Below are 15326 nucleotides of genomic sequence, written 5' to 3'. Positions count from 1 at the left end.
AGCGACAGGCGCGTAGCTCAGCTGGTTAGAGCACCACCTTGACATGGTGGGGGTCGTTGGTTCGAGTCCAATCGCGCCTACCAATTCGGAAGCCCTGAAATTTCGCAGACTGCGGATTTCAGGGCTTTTTCATTTCCAGGGCAACGCAAAATCACACCGATGTCTTTCCGGTCCTTGCTTGTCGTGTTGGCACTGTGGCTGGCCGGATGTCCGGGCCTGGCCCAGGCACGGGATTACATCAGCGAGCGCGCCTGGCTGGAAGACCCTGGCGGACAGCTGAGCTGGTCCGAGGTCCAGCACCTGCCTGCACAAGCCTTCACCGGAACGCTCAGCCGAGGTTATGGCAGCTCGGTGATCTGGCTCCGGCTGTGCGTTTCCCCTGCCGCCCACCCTGCCCCGGTGCACGAACCTGCATCGCTGGTGCTGCGCATTCGCCCCGCCTATCTGGACGACATCCGGGTCTACGACCCGCTGGCGCCTGGAGGGCTGCTCGGCACCGTCGGTGACCAGCACCATCCACGCCTCTCGGAGCTCGACGGCCTGGATTTCTTGCTGCCCATCGCGCGCGGCGAGGTTCCGCGCGATCTGTGGGTTCGCCTGGCATCCACCAGCACAAGACAGATCCATGTCGAAGCCCTGAATGTCGACGAGCTGAACCGCACCACTCACCGACAGGCACTGCTCTTTGCCGGCTACATCGGCCTCGTCCTCGTGTTCACGATTTGGGCAGGCGTCAGCTGGGCGTTCCATCGTGAACGTGTCGTCGGTGCATTCTTCCTCTCGCAAGGCAACGCGCTGATCTACGCTCTTTTTTCACTGGGCTACCTGCGCTTTTTATGGCCGGCTGCCTGGCCGGCATGGCCTCTCGACTACGGATCCTCACTGTTCGGCATCGTCGCCGTCAGCAGTGCCATCGTCTTCCATGCGACTCTTTTGCGGGAGTTCACCACCCCGCTCCTGGCGAGGCGGCTGCTCATGACCGCACTGGTCTTTCTCGCCGTGAAGCTGATCCTGTTCTGGGGCGACGCGCTCGTCATCGCGCTGCAAATCAACTTGGTCGAAGTGTTGTTGTCCCCCACCGTTTTTCTCGTGGTCGTTTGGCGATCGCGCGCCTGGACTGCTGGCTCGGAACACATCCCCACCCTGTCCCGCCCGCTGGTGCTCGGCTTTTATCTCACATTGACCGCTCTGATGACGCTGGCCGTGTTGCCTGGCCTCGGTGCAGTGGCAGGAGGGGAAATATCCCTGTACGTCGTGCAATCGCATGGCTTGCTGACGGCCTTCCTCATGCTGCTCATGCTGCAATACCGCGCCCACCTGCTCAACAAACGGCAACGTGAGGCAGCCATGGCTCTCGAGCGCAGCGAACTGAAAGCCCAGCAAGAACAGAAGACGCGTGAGGAACAGAGCAAGCTCCTGGCCATGCTCGCTCACGAAATCAAGACACCGCTGGCCACCATGCACATGCGCCTGGACCCGCACAGCAGCAGCGCCCCGTACATCAGACAGGCGATTCAGGACATGAACCACGTCATCGAACGCTGCATGCAAACGACGCGCTTCAATGACGGCGAATTGAACGCAGAACTCAGCCGCTTCGACCTGGTCAGACTGATCCGGGATGCGGTCTCGGCCTGCCCGCGACCGGGCGACGTCAAGCTGAGCGCGCCGACCACACTGCTCTGCTCGAGTGATCGGCAGTTGCTGTTCATCGTCCTCAGCAACCTGCTGGAAAACGCCTGCAAGTACGGCGCACCGGATGCCGCCATCGAAGTCGAGCTAAGGCAGAACTCACCCTCCGGCAAACTGCTCATCGAGGTGCGTAACCTCCCCGGCCAGAGCGGCTGGCCGGACACCGCCAGGCTGTTCGAGAAGTATTACCGCAGCCCCAAGGCCAAGCGACAGTCCGGTACCGGACTCGGCCTGTTCTTGTCACAAAGACTCATGCGCCTCCTCGACGGCGAACTTCTTTACCAACCGGACGAGACCTGGGTGCGCTTTGTCGTGGACCTGCCGCTCACCGAGTGATTTGGCTTTCTTTGGCTAGCGTCTCGCTACTTTTTGTAATGTAAGAGTGCCATGACCCCCATGCCCTCACTCCACATCCTGGTGGTGGAAGACAACGACAACCTGCGCGAAGCGACGGTCGAACTCTTGCAGGCGCACGGTCATCAGGCCACCGGCGTCGTTTGCGCCGAGGATGTGGACGACACGCCCACCCGGGATCTCGCCGACCTCTATGTCATCGACGTCAATCTGCCCGGTGAAGACGGCTTCAAACTGGCCGCTCGCATTCGCGAAAGTCAGCCGCTGGTGGGGATCGTGCTGATGACCGCGCGCGGGCAACTCAACGACCGCCTGGAAGGCTATTCATCCGGCGCGGATAACTACCTCATCAAGCCCGTCGATCAGTTCGAACTCCTCGCCTGCATCCACAACCTGGCGCAACGCCTGCAAAACACGCAGGCCTCGCTCGCCGCGAGCAGCCTGACGCTCGACCGACTGGCAATGACCTTGACCGGCCCCTCAGGTCAGGTGACGCTCAGCCACGGCGAATCCCTGGTCCTGGCCGCGCTTAGCCGGGCGGCCGGCCACAAGCTGGAACGCTGGCAGGTGATGCAGTTGGTGGATCCCAAGGAGAAGGGACTGGTCGCCGCCAACCTCGAAATGCGCATCAGCGCCTTGCGCAAGAAGCTCAGCGCCTGCGGCGCCCCCACCGGGATCCGCACGCTGCGCGGCTTCGGCTACGCCCTGAGTTGCCAGATTCGGGTGCTGTAGGCTTTCAGCCACGTAGCCACGCGCTTTAGTTGCTCTGCGCGCCACTTCCGGTGCGCAGTAAATGGCGCCCCTCCCCCAGCAGGCATTCGTTTCTGAGGGAAGGTTTTCGTCGGAGGGGCGGCAGCCCCGAATAGCAGGTTCTCCCCCCTTGTCACGCCGACGCTCATGCCGACCTCCGCCACCGTGACCAGAAACAAGAAGGCCAACCCCTCCGGTTGGCCTTCTTGCCATTCAGCGTACAGCCTTCTGGTGCGGGAACTGCCGGCTTACCAGGAGAACCCGGCGCCGACGGCGGCAACGACGTTGTTGCCGTCGCCGTTGACCGAGGACACCGAAGCCTTGAGCACGGCGTCGGGGGCCATGCGGTACGAGGCACCGACGGCCACCGCGGTCATTCCCTGGAAGTTGCCCAGACCGACACCGACGGAGAAGGTCTTGTTCTGGTCGACCTGCGGGATGTTGGCCATCGCGGCGGTACCCGCGACACCGGCATAGACTTGGCGCAACTGACGGAAGTTGACCGCATCGAAGGAACTCGTACCGTCTTGCACCCCGGTAACCCGCACCGGCTTGCCGGTCGCCGAGTTGCTGAAGAAGGCGCCGTTGTCGTTCAGGGTCAGGCTGGTCGAGCGCGTGCCGCCGGAGAGTGTCGCCTGCTGCTCATTCACCACCAAACCGTGGACATTGCCGTAGCCATTGGAAATGGTCATGGAAGCCGAGGTCTGATCGACCGGGCCATTCGACATCGAGAGCTTTCCGTTCGCGTCGACCACGACATGGGTGGCGGTCGCGCCCTTGAGCACGATCGCGCTGTTGCCGTTCGTGGTCGTGCCACCGGGCAGGACACTGCCGCCCAGGCCGCCGCCCGCCGCCACGCTGGTCGTCGAAACGCCGTTGGCCATGTAGGACTGGGTGTTGCCCGCCTGGGTGGTCACCGAGGACCCCAGCGTCGTGCTGCCGATGGTGTTGGTCGATATTCCGGGTCCGGTGCCGATGTTGTTGGTCGCCAAGCCGTCGCCCACGCCGATGTTGTTGGTCGAGGCGCCACTGCCGCCGCCAAGGCCATTGGTGACGGATCCGCTGCCGTTGTTCTGACCGAAGGTGTTGGTCGCGTTGCCCGAGCCGGTGTTGTCGCCGAAGCCATTGGTGACCGAGCCCGGGCCGCTGTTAACACCAATGGTGTTGGTGGTGCTCCCGGAACTGGTGTTGTTGCCGATGCCGTTGGTCATGGTCCCAATGCCAGCGTTCTGGCCGATCGTGTTGTTGGTGGGACCACTGCCGCTGCCGCCGCCGAAACTGTTGTTCGTCGTGCCGTTGCCGCTGTTCATGCCGATGCTGTTGTTGGCCTCACCCTTGTCGTTCGAGGTGTTGTTGCCGAAGCCATTGTTCACGGTGCCGTTACCACTGATGCCGCCGATGTTGTTCGTCGCCTTGCCATAGCTGTCGCTGGTGTTCATGCCGATGTTGTTGGTGGCGCTGCCGCTGCCACTGGTGCCACCGGTATTGTTGACAACGCTGCCGGAGCCGCTATTCATGCCATTGTTGTTGATGACACTGCCGTCACTGGTGTTCGACCCGTTGTTGTTGACGATGGTACCCGAGGAGTTGTTGACGCCGGTGTTGTTGGTGATCTGCTGCCCGGCGATCGGCTGCGGCGAGAGGATCTGGACACCGTAGTCGGTCACCAGGATGGCCGACCCGAGCGTCGGATCACCCTGGCCGTAGCTCTTGGACTGGATAGCGACATCCGCCCAGGTGGGGATGGTGCCGGCCGCCCGGTCGGCATTGGTGTAGCCCTTCGCGTTCTGCCCGCTGCCGGTGATCAACACACCGGTGGTCGAGGTGCTGTTGGTCACCGTGCCGTTGATGGTTACGGCCGCGGCGGTGCTCCCGGTGTAATCTCCGGAGTTGACCGATACGCCGTTGTTGCCAGCCTGCAGCGTCGCGGTGCTGGTTCGGTCCGTGGCGCTGGTGCCGATCCTGGTCTGGACGTTGGTACCGTCCGCTGCGGTGGTGGTCTGAAGGACTGTGGAAGTAGGGCTCCCTGCATCAGATCCTGAAATCGTCAGGCTTGTCCCAGCAGGAACAGTGCCACCCGTGGTGTCACCGTCCTGCAGGGTGAGGATGCCGCTGTGCGTCCCGCCCTTGATCTGGGTGCTGGTAGTGCCGTTGATGGTGATCCCCTGCCCGCCGCTGGCCGTCAGGCTGGCCTGGTTGGCAGCGTTGTTGACGCTTAGATTGGCGCCACTGGCATTGTTGGTTCTCAGGGAGTTGTTGACCAATGTCGCACCATTCAGCGTGGTGGCGCCGGTAATGGTCGTTGGGCTGCTGATGGTCGTTGAACTGCCTGTGATCGTGGTTACGCCGCTTGTGTTACCAACCCCAGTAGCATCAGAACCAGATGTATTTAAGCCATTTACAAGCACTTGATCTACGGAGGCACTTGGGTTGTGGTTCTCGCGCGCATAACCATTGACTTTTGTACACCCAAGAGTAATCAAATCTCCATCGCCATAACAGCCGTCACCAATACCACTGAGGTTGACGTTATTAACGGTCGTTGCGTCTGTTATCCCATCAGCCATGGCAGTCAGAGGCACAGAACCAAAAGCAGCGGCAATTAAAACGGATTGAAACTTGTTCATTGCAAATCTTCCATTCAATACAAGAGTTTGGGTCTGTTGTTAACCGCCATAACGGCATGGACTCAGCCAGCGTTGGGGCAGAGGACAGAAACTGTTTTCTCATCTGATCGCTTCGTGTTTTGTCAGCAGGCACCCTGACGACAGTTTTCTCGACAGCGCGCGGGCGTTGTCGTTGATCATCGACAGCCTGTACGGCGTACCTTCAAGCGGCTTGAAAACCAGGTCACCGTAATATTTCTTTTCGGCCTGAGTGCAGCTTTCCGGCACTTGCAGCGTCGCCGAGTAATTCGCACTGCAACCGCTCGCAGTCGGAAAAAGGTTGATCTCGACGGTGGAGTAGTTGCCATCTTCCATCGGCACGAGCAGGGTCGCCGCGACCATGTCAGCCGACGTCCCGCGGGCGGGCCGGTCGACGATCAGCACCTCCTTGACGCCGCGACCGACGAACCTGGCGACCTGGTCGGCACGTTCGACACAGCGGAGAACGCCCAATTGAGCGACGGCCAGCGCCAGCCTGGAAACTTCCGGGGCTTGGGGCACTGCCCCCGGCTGGACCGCCTGCGGCGACTGATTGTTTGCGGGCCGCGCAGAATCGCCGGCAACGGGCTCGGCCTGGGCGCCCCTGGCTGTGGAAAAAACCGCGATGAGGAGGATGAGCAGATACCTGGCGAGCCGGACGTTCATTGCAACGTTGCTTTCGACGGAGTTGCACAAGACGGGGGCGCGTGGTGCAAACATCCCTGCGCGAGATCCCGTGGATCAACCCCGTGCTCGACTCACTAAAGTTCGCTGAAAGTTGCGCGTCTTGTCGGTTTCGACTCGGCAACAAGGGTCTGGAGTGATCTTAGAAAGGCGAGCGCCGGCAACCCTACAAAAACCTACATCCGCTTGAGCGGCGTCCTGCCGTGCCGTTGCGACAGCGGCGACTGGCCCTTGGCCCAGCTCAGACGAGCTTCAGGGCGATGCACAACTGGTAGCCCTGGTTGCGCACGGATTCGATGCACCCGGGCGGCGCGCCCGCGGACACGAGCTTCTTGCGCAAGCGGACGATACGCACTTCGAGACTGGCCTTGGGGTAGGTATCCAGATCCAGCCCCAGGATCTCGGCGATCTGCCAGTACGACACCCGCTGTCCGGGAGCCCGCGCAAGGGCCGCGAGGATCGACGTTTCGGCGGCGGTCAGGGCGACCGGCTCGCGCCCGGTCTTGCTCAGCGTCAAGGTTTGCTGGTGCAAGGTGAAATCATCGGCAAGTCGCCGATGGATCAGATCTTCCACGCGTTGCCGGCGCCGACCGAGGGCGGCGACGGCGGCGCAAAGCTCCTCCACTTCGACGGGTTTGCTCAAGTACAGGTCGGCGCCCCGGGCATAGCCTTCCAGGCGATCCTCCAGCCCCGAGCGGGCGGTGACGATGATCAGTCCGGCCAGCGGATAGGCGGCGCGCACGCGTTCGGTCAGGCTCAGTCCGTCCTCGCCCGGGAGATTTAGGTCGATCAGGAAAAGGTCCGCCGCTTGCCCGCCGGCAACGTCTTCGAGTTCTTCGGCACACGACAGGGCGACGACACTGTGCCCGGCTTCTTCGAGAGCCTGCTGCAGCATCAACCGCAGGATGTCGTGGTCCTCGACCAGGACGAGGTTCAGGCGGGGGTTTGCGGTAGCCATAGTTCGAAGCGCACTTCGGTGTCGGTGGGGCAATAGCGCAGCCAGCCTCCGAGGCTGCTGGCCAGTTGCCGGGCCAAGTAGAGGCCGAGGCCGGAGCCGGATTCGCGCTGGGCACCCGGGGAGCGGTAATACTTGCTGAAGAGTTGCTGCTGATCGGGCCAGCCGGCGAGGCCGGGGATGTTGCCGATGCAAATGCGGGTTCCGTCCCGATGCTCGTACCGGGCGCTGCGCAGGCTCACCGTGACCGGGGCGACGGGGTCACCATAGGCTGCGGCGTTGTGCAGCAGGTTACCGAGGACGATCCTTAGCAACTGGCGGTCCGTTTGCAGGTGGGTGGCTGCCTGCGGAGCGAATTGCAGCCGCTTCTGCAATCCGGGAATCGTCTCGCCCAGATTCCGGATGATGCCGTCGAGGTCGATCTGCTCGACCCGCCTGTTCAGCATCAGTTCGCCGCTGCGATCCGCCTGGATGCAACGCTCGAGGATGGCCTTCATGTCCTGCACCGCGCGCCCCGCATGATTGAGGTTCTGCTCACGGTTGCCCTTGGTACCCAGCGCCAGCGAGACGATGGAAAGCGGGGTCTTGAGCTCGTGCATCAGCATGTGCAGAAACTGGGACTGCTCCTGCCGCCGCCGATGCTCCAGTTCGAGGTCTTCCTGCGCTTTTGTCAGCTCCCAGTTCTTGCGCTGGGCGTCACGGGCGCGACGCTGGCTACGGATGAACAGCAGGCCGGTCATGACCAGCGCGGAGACCATGCCGTTGAAAATCAGGATCTGCAGTGTCCATGGCCGAGGTTGTATCCAGCCGACGAGAGCGATGAGGCTGACCAGCAGCCCGCCCATGATGATCGTGTAGTAGGCAAGCAGGGCTTGCTTCGACATGAGTCGCTCGACTCCGGGATCGGGCTTGCACGACAGCGCAGTCAGCATCAGGAGCAGCGTCGTCACCATGAGGATGTAGACGTTCATTTGCAGCGCCTGGCGCTCATAACCTGCGAGCAGCATGATGACCAGGCCGACGCCGATCCAGGGGATGGCCTCGATCAGTCTCAGCAAATGCCGGTTCGGCTTGTAGCTCGACAGCAATTCGATGTCGAATCTGAGACCGAGTGTCATCAAGACGGTGGCGCTCAGCGAGAAGAACTTGTCGAAAAACGCGGGCGGCAGCCAAGCCGAAAGCAAAAGCGCGGGCAGACCCAGGAAGGCAAAGACGTAATACGTGAAGACCGCATGCCGGACAAGGTAAGCGGAAAGGATACGGTCCCGCTGCAGCCACCAGATGACCAGCAAGACGAGGAAGATAAGCAGCAGCAAGGTCGCATACACGGCCGCCCAGAGTATGTTGCCGGTAATCGATCTCGGGATATCGTCAACAGCCATGACTTCGAGATTGACGATGTGGGTACTGGTACTCTGCAGCCGCAGCCAGACATCGCGTGCCGCCGGGCTCGGCGGCAGTTTGAACGAATGGCCCAGACTGTGGAAGGCGCTCTGGCTTGCCGGATAGCGGTCGCCAGCCGTTATCGGCGGGGTGTCCGTCGCCGGGTCGTACAGCGTGATTTCGTCGAGCCACGGCGGGGAGATGAACAGGCCCAGCGGCGTCTCGCTGGCCGCCACGGTCAGGCGCAGCCAATGAACAGCATCGGTGTAGCCGCGGTTCAACAAGCCCTCGTAGGGCGTATACGACTGTTCGCGCGCCTGCGCGAAGGATGTCTTGCCGCCGACATCGGTCCAGTAGGCCTGAGCGAGAAGGTATCGATGCTCGGCCTGGCCCTTGCCGCTGGCCAAGCCGCCGGTTGGGTCGCCTGATGCGGGCGCCTGCGCCATGACCAAGCAGGGCAGCAGCAGCGCGGCCGCGAGTACCGTCGCCCATGCCGGCCGGTGCCATCGGGCAAGCGACCGGACGAATCCGGCGAGAAGGAGGATGAAGTTGAACAAGTGTCGCATCGGTTGCACGGAGCGCAGACGACTATGCATTACCATGGCATTGCAATGCCTACATTTTCCTACGCGCCGAAGTTTTGCGCGACACCTTGCGCCCTAATGCTGCCCAAGCGCATAGCGTTACACAACTCCTATCGCCTAACTCGACCACATATGCTCGACGCCCTAAACGAAATCCCTGAGCGCTGGAAGCCCAGCCAGAGGGTTTTCACGCCAGGTCGCCGTCGCTCTTTCTTCCCAAGAAGCCGTCCAGCATGGCGATTTGGCGGATCACCTCGCGGATGGTGGGTGGCGTCTTCGGAAAGGTTTCTTCGCCAAAATATAAGCATCCTTCCACCCTTCGTCGGTGAAGAGCGAGGTCGCTTCGTGTTCAGGATGCGTTCGCCCCACGCGACCTCCATGAAGACGGCCAGTGCGAGTTCAATCTTGGCAATGTAACCGAGTTGCAAGGCTTCGACGCGACAGCCGTTTTTTGACACCTTGAACGAGCACTACGGATTCCAGTTCTCGCCAAAGGACTCGATGACCTTGATGCTACGCTTGAGCATCGAAAAGGCATAGACCAGCGGTGGTCTGGTCGGCAGGCAATCCTCGTGACTTAGCATAACAGCCTATTCTACCGCCAGCACCGGCGCACCACCTTTTTGAGGTATGATCCGCGTCGTAACCATCTAATATTTATAGGATCCATATGACATCCCAAATATGTCAAGATAGTATCCGGACTCGCTGCGTACATTCAAAGCCGAGCTAAAGTCGGAACTGGTGTATGCGCCCGACGCGGGGACTGGGTGTTGAAGGGCGGCGTGCCTATGCTGAGAATTGATTGTCGAGATCGAATTTCAGCGCTGCCACCACATGCAGCGTGACCACACCTTCGCTGATGTCCTGCTCTGGCAGGTACCCCCGCACAATCCAGCCCGCTTCACGGTAGCGGGCGGCCAAGGCATCTTCAGCGCGCTGCAGGTCCTCAAAACTCAAGGTTCGGTTCAGGAAGCCGGCCACCGCCAGCGCAAGTTGCTCGTCGGTCAGCAAGGTGTTGCCGACGAAGCGGAACTCCTTGACATAGAACGGCAGCTTGGGGCGAGGCTTCAGTTCAGGCGGTGGCTGGGTGACCTGCTCAAGAGGAACAGCGGAGGGCAAAGCCAGTTCGCGCTCCTGTTCGATCTGCTGCAGCAAGGAACCCGCGTCTGGGACGGATTGGGCCAACGACAGCGAAGACAATAACGCCGCCACTCCCACGAGAACCAGCCCGCCGTGGGCGGGCCGGAAGGCCCGAATGAAGACCCGCCCACGCTGCAGTTGCACGTTCACAACCAGGAGAGCAGCTTGAACGACATCCTTTCTCTGGCGGGAATCGCCGCGGCGCTGGCGCTCGGAACGGTCAGCCCGGGGCCGAGCTTCGTCATGATCGCGCGCATGGCCGTCGCCTCCGGTCGCGCCGAAGGGCTCGCCGCCTCGGTCGGCATGGGGCTCGGCGGCATCAGCTTCACCATCGCCGCCCTGCTCGGCCTGCAGGCGCTGCTGCTCGCCGTCCCCTCGCTCTACCTGGCGCTCAAGCTCGCCGGCGGCGTCTACCTCGTCTATATCGGTTTCTGCATCTGGCGTGGCGCCAGGCAGCCGCTCGCGATGGCGGCTGGACCTGCCGGCGAACGCCGTCAATCGCTGATGCGCGCACTGCTCCAGGGACTCGGTACGCAGTTGGCCAACCCGAAGGCCGCGATCATCTACGCGAGCATCTTCGCCGCCTTCCTGCCGAACGGAACGACGCTGCCGCTCGGCCTGGCGATCGTCGCGCTGGTGTTCATCCTGGAAACGGGCTGGTACACGCTGGTCGCGCTGACGCTCTCGGCGGAAAAACCGCGTCAGGCCTACCTGCGCGGCAAGCCCTGGATCGATCGGGCTGCGGGTGGGGTGATGATGGCGCTGGGCGTGAAGCTCGCCAGTTCGGCGCAGGCCGTGTGAGTCGCTGGCGGCATCGCAGCCGCGTTGCCGCGATGTCGCAGAAACGACTCGCGGGAGGCCGGTGAGCCTGGCTCGCCGACTTCCCGCGGACTTGCTCGACCGGGCGCGGAACTCGCCGGCCCGTCTGCTGCCCTAGCGCTCGGTATCGTGCTTCGTTTGGTCCTGGGCGTGGTTCATGCGGCTATGCTCGGCAAAGTAGCCGCACAGCGGACACAGCGACTCCACCGAACAATCGTTCTTGCGCGCACATTCTGCATGCGACTGGTCGGTGCGGACCATCTGATGGATTACCACGCAACGGGTGATGGGACTCAGGAACATTTTTGTCTCCCCCAGCAAAGCCGAACGGGCAAGTTCTTTTGCATATCACTATAGCATCCTCCGCGAACTATTCCGGGATCCCGAATGAAGCGCGACATCCTGATCGTATACTCGACGACCGACGGGCATACGCTCGAAATCTGCGAACGCATCCGCACGCTGCTGCAGGACGAGGGACACGCGGTCGATCTGCTGCCGGTGGCGCAGGCGCTCGCCGATCCGGAAAACGCCGCACTGGCCCGACGCGACACGATCGTCCTCGGCGCCAGCATCCGCTACGGCAAGCACCACCGGCAGGTTTACGACTTCGTGCGCCGCCACGCGCGCCTGCTCGACGCCAGGAGGAACGCCTTCTTCTCGGTCAATGCGGTGGCGAGGAAGCCGGACCGGCGACAGGTGGACAGCAATCCCTACGTGCGCAAGTTCCTCACCCGGATCGCCTGGCAGCCGCAGCACGTGGAAATCTTCGGCGGCAAGATCGACTACGCCAAGTACTCCTTCTTCGATCGCAACATCATTCGTTTCATCATGTGGATGACGAAGGGCCCGACCGATCCGCGCAGCGTCGTGGACTTCACCGACTGGCAGCAGGTCGACGCCTTCGCCCGCCGCATCGGCAAGCCTTAACGTGAAACGTGGAACAATTTCGTGAAACATCGGCCGACCTGATCTGCCGAAGCCGTCGCGATCCCCCCTCCGTCATCGCGAGCCCGAAGGGCGTGGCGATCCAGTGCGTGGGTCTCGCATCGTGAAGAGCCAGGAGACAGAAAAACGAACTGGATCGCCACGGCGCTACGCGCCTCGCAATGACGGTGGTGCCGGGCGTGCATGGAGAGCGAAGGTGCGGAGACCGTAACCGTCATCGCGAGCCCGAAGGGCGTGGCGATCCAGGGCGTAGGTCTCGCATCGTGAAGGGCGAGGAGACAGAAGAACGAACTGGATTGCCACGGCGCTACGCGCCTCGCAATGACGGCAGTGCCGGGAGTGCATGGAGAGGGGCTGAGACCGTAACCGTCATCGCGAGCCCGAAGGGCGTGGCGATCCAGTGCGTAGGTCTCGCATCGTGAAGGGCGAGGAGACAGAAGAACGAACTGGATTGCCACGGCGCTACGCGCCTCGCAATGACGGCGGTGCCGGGCGTGCATGGAGAGCGAAGGTGCGGAGACCGTAACCGTCATCGCGAGCCCGAAGGGCGTGGCGATCCAGTGCGTAGATCTCGCATCATGAAGGGCGAGGAGACATAAGAACGAACTGGATTGCCACGGCGCTACGCGCCTCGCAATGACGGCGGTGCCGGGCGTGCATGGAGAGGGGCCCAGACCGTAACCGTCATCGCGAGCCCGAAGGGCGTGGCGATCCAGTGCGTAGGTCTCGCATCGTGAAGAGCGAGGAGACAGAAGAACAAACTGGATTGCCACGGCGCTGCGCGCCTCGCAATGACGGCATTGAAGCAAATGGCTGCGTTTCATGCTCAGGGGTGGCACGACTCGCCATGATCGTTAGTGCCAGCAGCGGGATGAATCTGCACGGGCAAGGGCAGGCTGCGTAAAATCGGCCCATGATCGCCCCCCCGGACCCCATATTCCAGTCGCTGCTCGGCTACGCCGCCTTCCTCGCGCTGGCCTGGCTGCTGTCGGAAAACCGCCGCGGCGTCCCCGGCGGACGGTCGCCGGCGGCATCGCCCTGCAGTTCGTCCTCGCCGCGGTACTGCTCAAGCTGCCGGGCGCGCAGGCCAGTTTCGCACTGCTCAACGACGGGCTCATCGCGATCGAGAAGGCGACGCGTGCCGGCACCTCGACGGTATTCGGCTATCTCGGCGGCGGTCCGCTCCCTTACGCGGAAAACGCCCCCGGCGCCAGTTTCGTCTTCGCCTTGCAGGCCTTGCCGATCGTGCTCGTGATGAGCGCGCTGTCGGCGCTGCTCTTCCACTGGCGGATCCTGCCGCGACTGGTGCAGGCGATGTCCTGGCTGCTGGTGAAGACGCTCGGCGTCGGCGGCGCGGTCGGCGTGTCGACCGCGGCCAACGTCTTCGTCGGCATGGTCGAGGCACCGCTGCTGGTCAAGCCTTACCTTGCCCGCGTCTCGCGCGGCGAGTTGTTCATCATCCTCTCGGCCGGGATGGCGGGCGTCGCCGGGACGGTGATGGCGCTCTACGCCGGCATCGTCGGGCCGCGCATTCCCGGCGCGCTCGGCCACATCCTCGCCGCCTCGTTCATCAGCGCGCCGGCGGCGATCGTCTTCTCGGTGCTGCTGATTCCGCCGCAAGGCGCGCCGACCGGCAGCGAGGTGAGCCTGGAACGCGTCGACGCGAGCAGCATGGACGCGATCACCCGGGGCACCGCCGAGGGGCTGCAACTCCTGCTCAACATCGTCGCCATGATGATCGTGCTGGTGGCGCTGGTCGCCCTGGCCAACTCGCTGCTGGCGCTGGTCCCGGTCGGCGGCAGTCCGCTCTCGCTGCAGCGCGCGCTCGGCCTGCTGATGGCGCCGCTCGCCTGGCTGGCCGGCGTCGGCTGGGACGAGGCCGGAACCGCCGGCGCGCTGCTCGGGACCAAGACCATCCTCAACGAACTGATCGCCTACATCGACCTCGCGGCGCTGCCGCCCGAAGCGCTGTCGGAGCGCAGCCGCCTGATCATGCTCTACGCGCTGTGCGGCTTCGCCAACCTGGGCAGCCTCGGCATCATGATCGGCGGCCTGACGGCGATGGTGCCGGAGCGGCGAGCCGAGATCGTTGCCATCGCGCCGCGCTCGCTGGTGGCGGGGACGCTCGCCACGCTGTCGTGCGGGGCGAGCGTCGGCATGCTCCACTGATCCCGGCCCATGCACTTTCACCGGATGCGCTAGCATGCGCCTTCACCCCGAGTTTTGAGCGTTACAGAGCCATGCCACCCACGCAAACGATTGCCGCCACCGGCGCCCCCCTCCTCCATCGGCGTGCAGACACCGGCGGCGGCGCGCTGCTGCTCGGCGGCGACCTCGGCGGCACCAAGACGCTGCTGGCACTGGCCGAAGCCCTTCCCGACGGCAATCGGCGCATCGTCGCCGAAGCGCGCTACGCGAGCCGCGACTGGCCCGACTTCGGCGCGCTGCTCGCCGACTTCCGCGCCCGCCACCCGGGAGCGATCGCCGCGGCCTGTTTCGGCGTCGCCGGGCCGGTCGATGGCCCCGCGGACCGGCAGACGGCCCGGCTCACCTACCTGCCCTGGCGACTCGACGCACAGGCGCTGGCCCGTGATTTCGCGCTCGGCCGGGTGCGCATCGTGAACGACTTCTACGCCGCCGCCAGCGGCATCGACAGCCTCCCCGCCGAGGCCTGCACGGTCCTGCAGGCCGGTAGCGGCGTCGCCGACGCAGCGCGCGTCGTCGTCGGTGCCGGCACCGGCCTCGGCGTCGCCGGCGTGCTGCGCCACGGAGGCGAGACGATAGTCGTCCCCGGCGAAGGCGGGCATCAGGGATTCTCGCCGCAGTCGGCGCAACAGGCCGCACTGTGGCAGTACCTGTTCCCCCGGAACGGCCGGGTCACCAGCGAGGACGTGGTCTCGGGTCCGGGACTCGCGCGCATCCACGCCTTCCTCGGAGGCGGCGAGCGCTCACCGGCCGAGATCGGCGCAGCCGCGCTGCGCGGGGACGACCCGCTCGCGGCGGCGGCGCTGTCGCTGTGGCTGGAGGCCTACGGCGCCTTCGCCGGCGACCTCGCCCTCGCCTGGCTCGCCCGCGGCGGCGTCTGGCTCGCCGGTGGGATCGCGGCGAAGCTGATGGGCGCAGCGCAGGCCGCGATCTTCCTCGCCGCCTTCAACGCCAAGCGCGAGCACCGGCCACTGGCAGAGTCGATGCCGGTCGTGCTGGTGCACGAAGAACGCCTCGGCCTGCTCGGCGCACTGGCACTCGCGCAATCATGCGGACGTTGAAGACGATTGACGTGAAACCAAAGGAGTGAAGCAACAGCAAGTTCCTCGAACAGCACGAAGTCATCGCGAGCCCGCAGGGCGTGGCGATCCAGTGCGTGGGGCT

General features: G+C 63.6%; 11 protein-coding genes, 1 tRNA gene and 2 pseudogenes. 8 read left to right on the top strand and 6 right to left on the bottom strand.

The window, feature by feature from the left end:
- The first annotated feature begins 6 nt into the window (after positions 1-6).
- From CCR84_RS14380 to CCR84_RS14370, 3 genes are all read left to right on the top strand, one after another.
- Positions 7-83 (top strand) — tRNA-Val (locus CCR84_RS14380).
- A gap of 76 nt (positions 84-159) precedes the next feature.
- Positions 160-2028 (top strand): sensor histidine kinase, encoded by a 1869-nt coding sequence (locus CCR84_RS14375; RefSeq protein ID WP_201213676.1) that lies wholly within the window; start codon positions 160-162, stop codon positions 2026-2028.
- A 51-nt stretch (positions 2029-2079) separates the two neighbouring features.
- Positions 2080-2778: a response regulator transcription factor gene (locus CCR84_RS14370; protein ID WP_201213675.1), complete on the top strand. Its 699-nt coding sequence runs from the start codon at positions 2080-2082 to the stop codon at positions 2776-2778.
- A 266-nt stretch (positions 2779-3044) separates the two neighbouring features.
- Here the strand turns inward: CCR84_RS14370 and CCR84_RS14365 are convergent, their stop codons facing one another.
- The 6 genes and pseudogenes from CCR84_RS14365 to CCR84_RS14345 form a co-directional block, all read right to left on the bottom strand.
- Positions 3045-5423 carry a beta strand repeat-containing protein gene (locus CCR84_RS14365; RefSeq protein ID WP_201213674.1) on the bottom strand — a complete coding sequence of 793 codons (2379 nt, stop codon included), beginning with the start codon at positions 5421-5423 and terminating at the stop codon, positions 3045-3047.
- Positions 5424-5522: 99 nt separating this feature from the next.
- On the bottom strand, positions 5523-6107 hold the full coding sequence (locus tag CCR84_RS14360) for a hypothetical protein (protein ID WP_201213673.1): 585 nt from the start codon (positions 6105-6107) through the stop codon (positions 5523-5525).
- Between the two features lie 259 nt (positions 6108-6366).
- Positions 6367-7083, bottom strand: a complete 717-nt coding sequence (locus tag CCR84_RS14355; protein WP_201213672.1) for a response regulator transcription factor — start codon at positions 7081-7083, stop codon at positions 6367-6369.
- Complete coding sequence (locus CCR84_RS14350; protein ID WP_201213671.1) at positions 7059-9020, bottom strand: sensor histidine kinase; 1962 nt, start codon at positions 9018-9020, stop codon at positions 7059-7061. Before CCR84_RS14350 ends, CCR84_RS14355 begins: the two co-directional genes overlap by 25 nt.
- Positions 9021-9157: 137 nt before the next feature.
- Positions 9158-9511 (bottom strand): annotated as a pseudogene (locus CCR84_RS16945) (IS4 family transposase); the annotation flags it as partial.
- Positions 9512-9836: 325 nt separating this feature from the next.
- A complete protein-coding gene (locus CCR84_RS14345; RefSeq protein ID WP_201213669.1) occupies positions 9837-10334 on the bottom strand; it encodes a POTRA domain-containing protein in 498 nt (165 codons plus the stop codon).
- 21 nt (positions 10335-10355) lie between these two features.
- Here CCR84_RS14345 and CCR84_RS14340 point away from each other — a divergent pair, with 21 nt between their 5' ends.
- The 5 genes and pseudogenes from CCR84_RS14340 to CCR84_RS14320 all read left to right on the top strand — a co-directional run bounded on the left by CCR84_RS14340 (position 10356) and on the right by CCR84_RS14320 (position 15223).
- The gene (locus tag CCR84_RS14340) at positions 10356-10991 is read left to right on the top strand and encodes a LysE family translocator (RefSeq protein ID WP_201213667.1); all 636 of its coding nucleotides are present in this window, start codon (positions 10356-10358) and stop codon (positions 10989-10991) included.
- A gap of 405 nt (positions 10992-11396) precedes the next feature.
- Positions 11397-11939: a menaquinone-dependent protoporphyrinogen IX dehydrogenase gene (gene hemG / locus CCR84_RS14335; RefSeq protein WP_201213665.1), complete on the top strand. Its 543-nt coding sequence runs from the start codon at positions 11397-11399 to the stop codon at positions 11937-11939.
- 954 nt (positions 11940-12893) lie between these two features.
- Positions 12894-13067: pseudogene (locus CCR84_RS16940) on the top strand (hypothetical protein); the annotation flags it as partial.
- Between the two features lie 144 nt (positions 13068-13211).
- Positions 13212-14126, top strand: a complete 915-nt coding sequence (locus tag CCR84_RS14325; RefSeq protein ID WP_201213663.1) for a NupC/NupG family nucleoside CNT transporter — start codon at positions 13212-13214, stop codon at positions 14124-14126.
- Positions 14127-14197: 71 nt separating this feature from the next.
- Positions 14198-15223 (top strand): glucokinase, encoded by a 1026-nt coding sequence (locus CCR84_RS14320; RefSeq protein WP_201213661.1) that lies wholly within the window; start codon positions 14198-14200, stop codon positions 15221-15223.
- Positions 15224-15326: the final 103 nt, after the last annotated feature.

Source organism: Rhodocyclus purpureus, assembly GCF_016653115.1.
Lineage (GTDB): Bacteria > Pseudomonadota > Gammaproteobacteria > Burkholderiales > Rhodocyclaceae > Rhodocyclus > Rhodocyclus purpureus.
The sequence above is the reverse complement of the archived record's forward strand: the minus strand, read 5'-3'. Positions and strand labels throughout refer to the sequence as shown.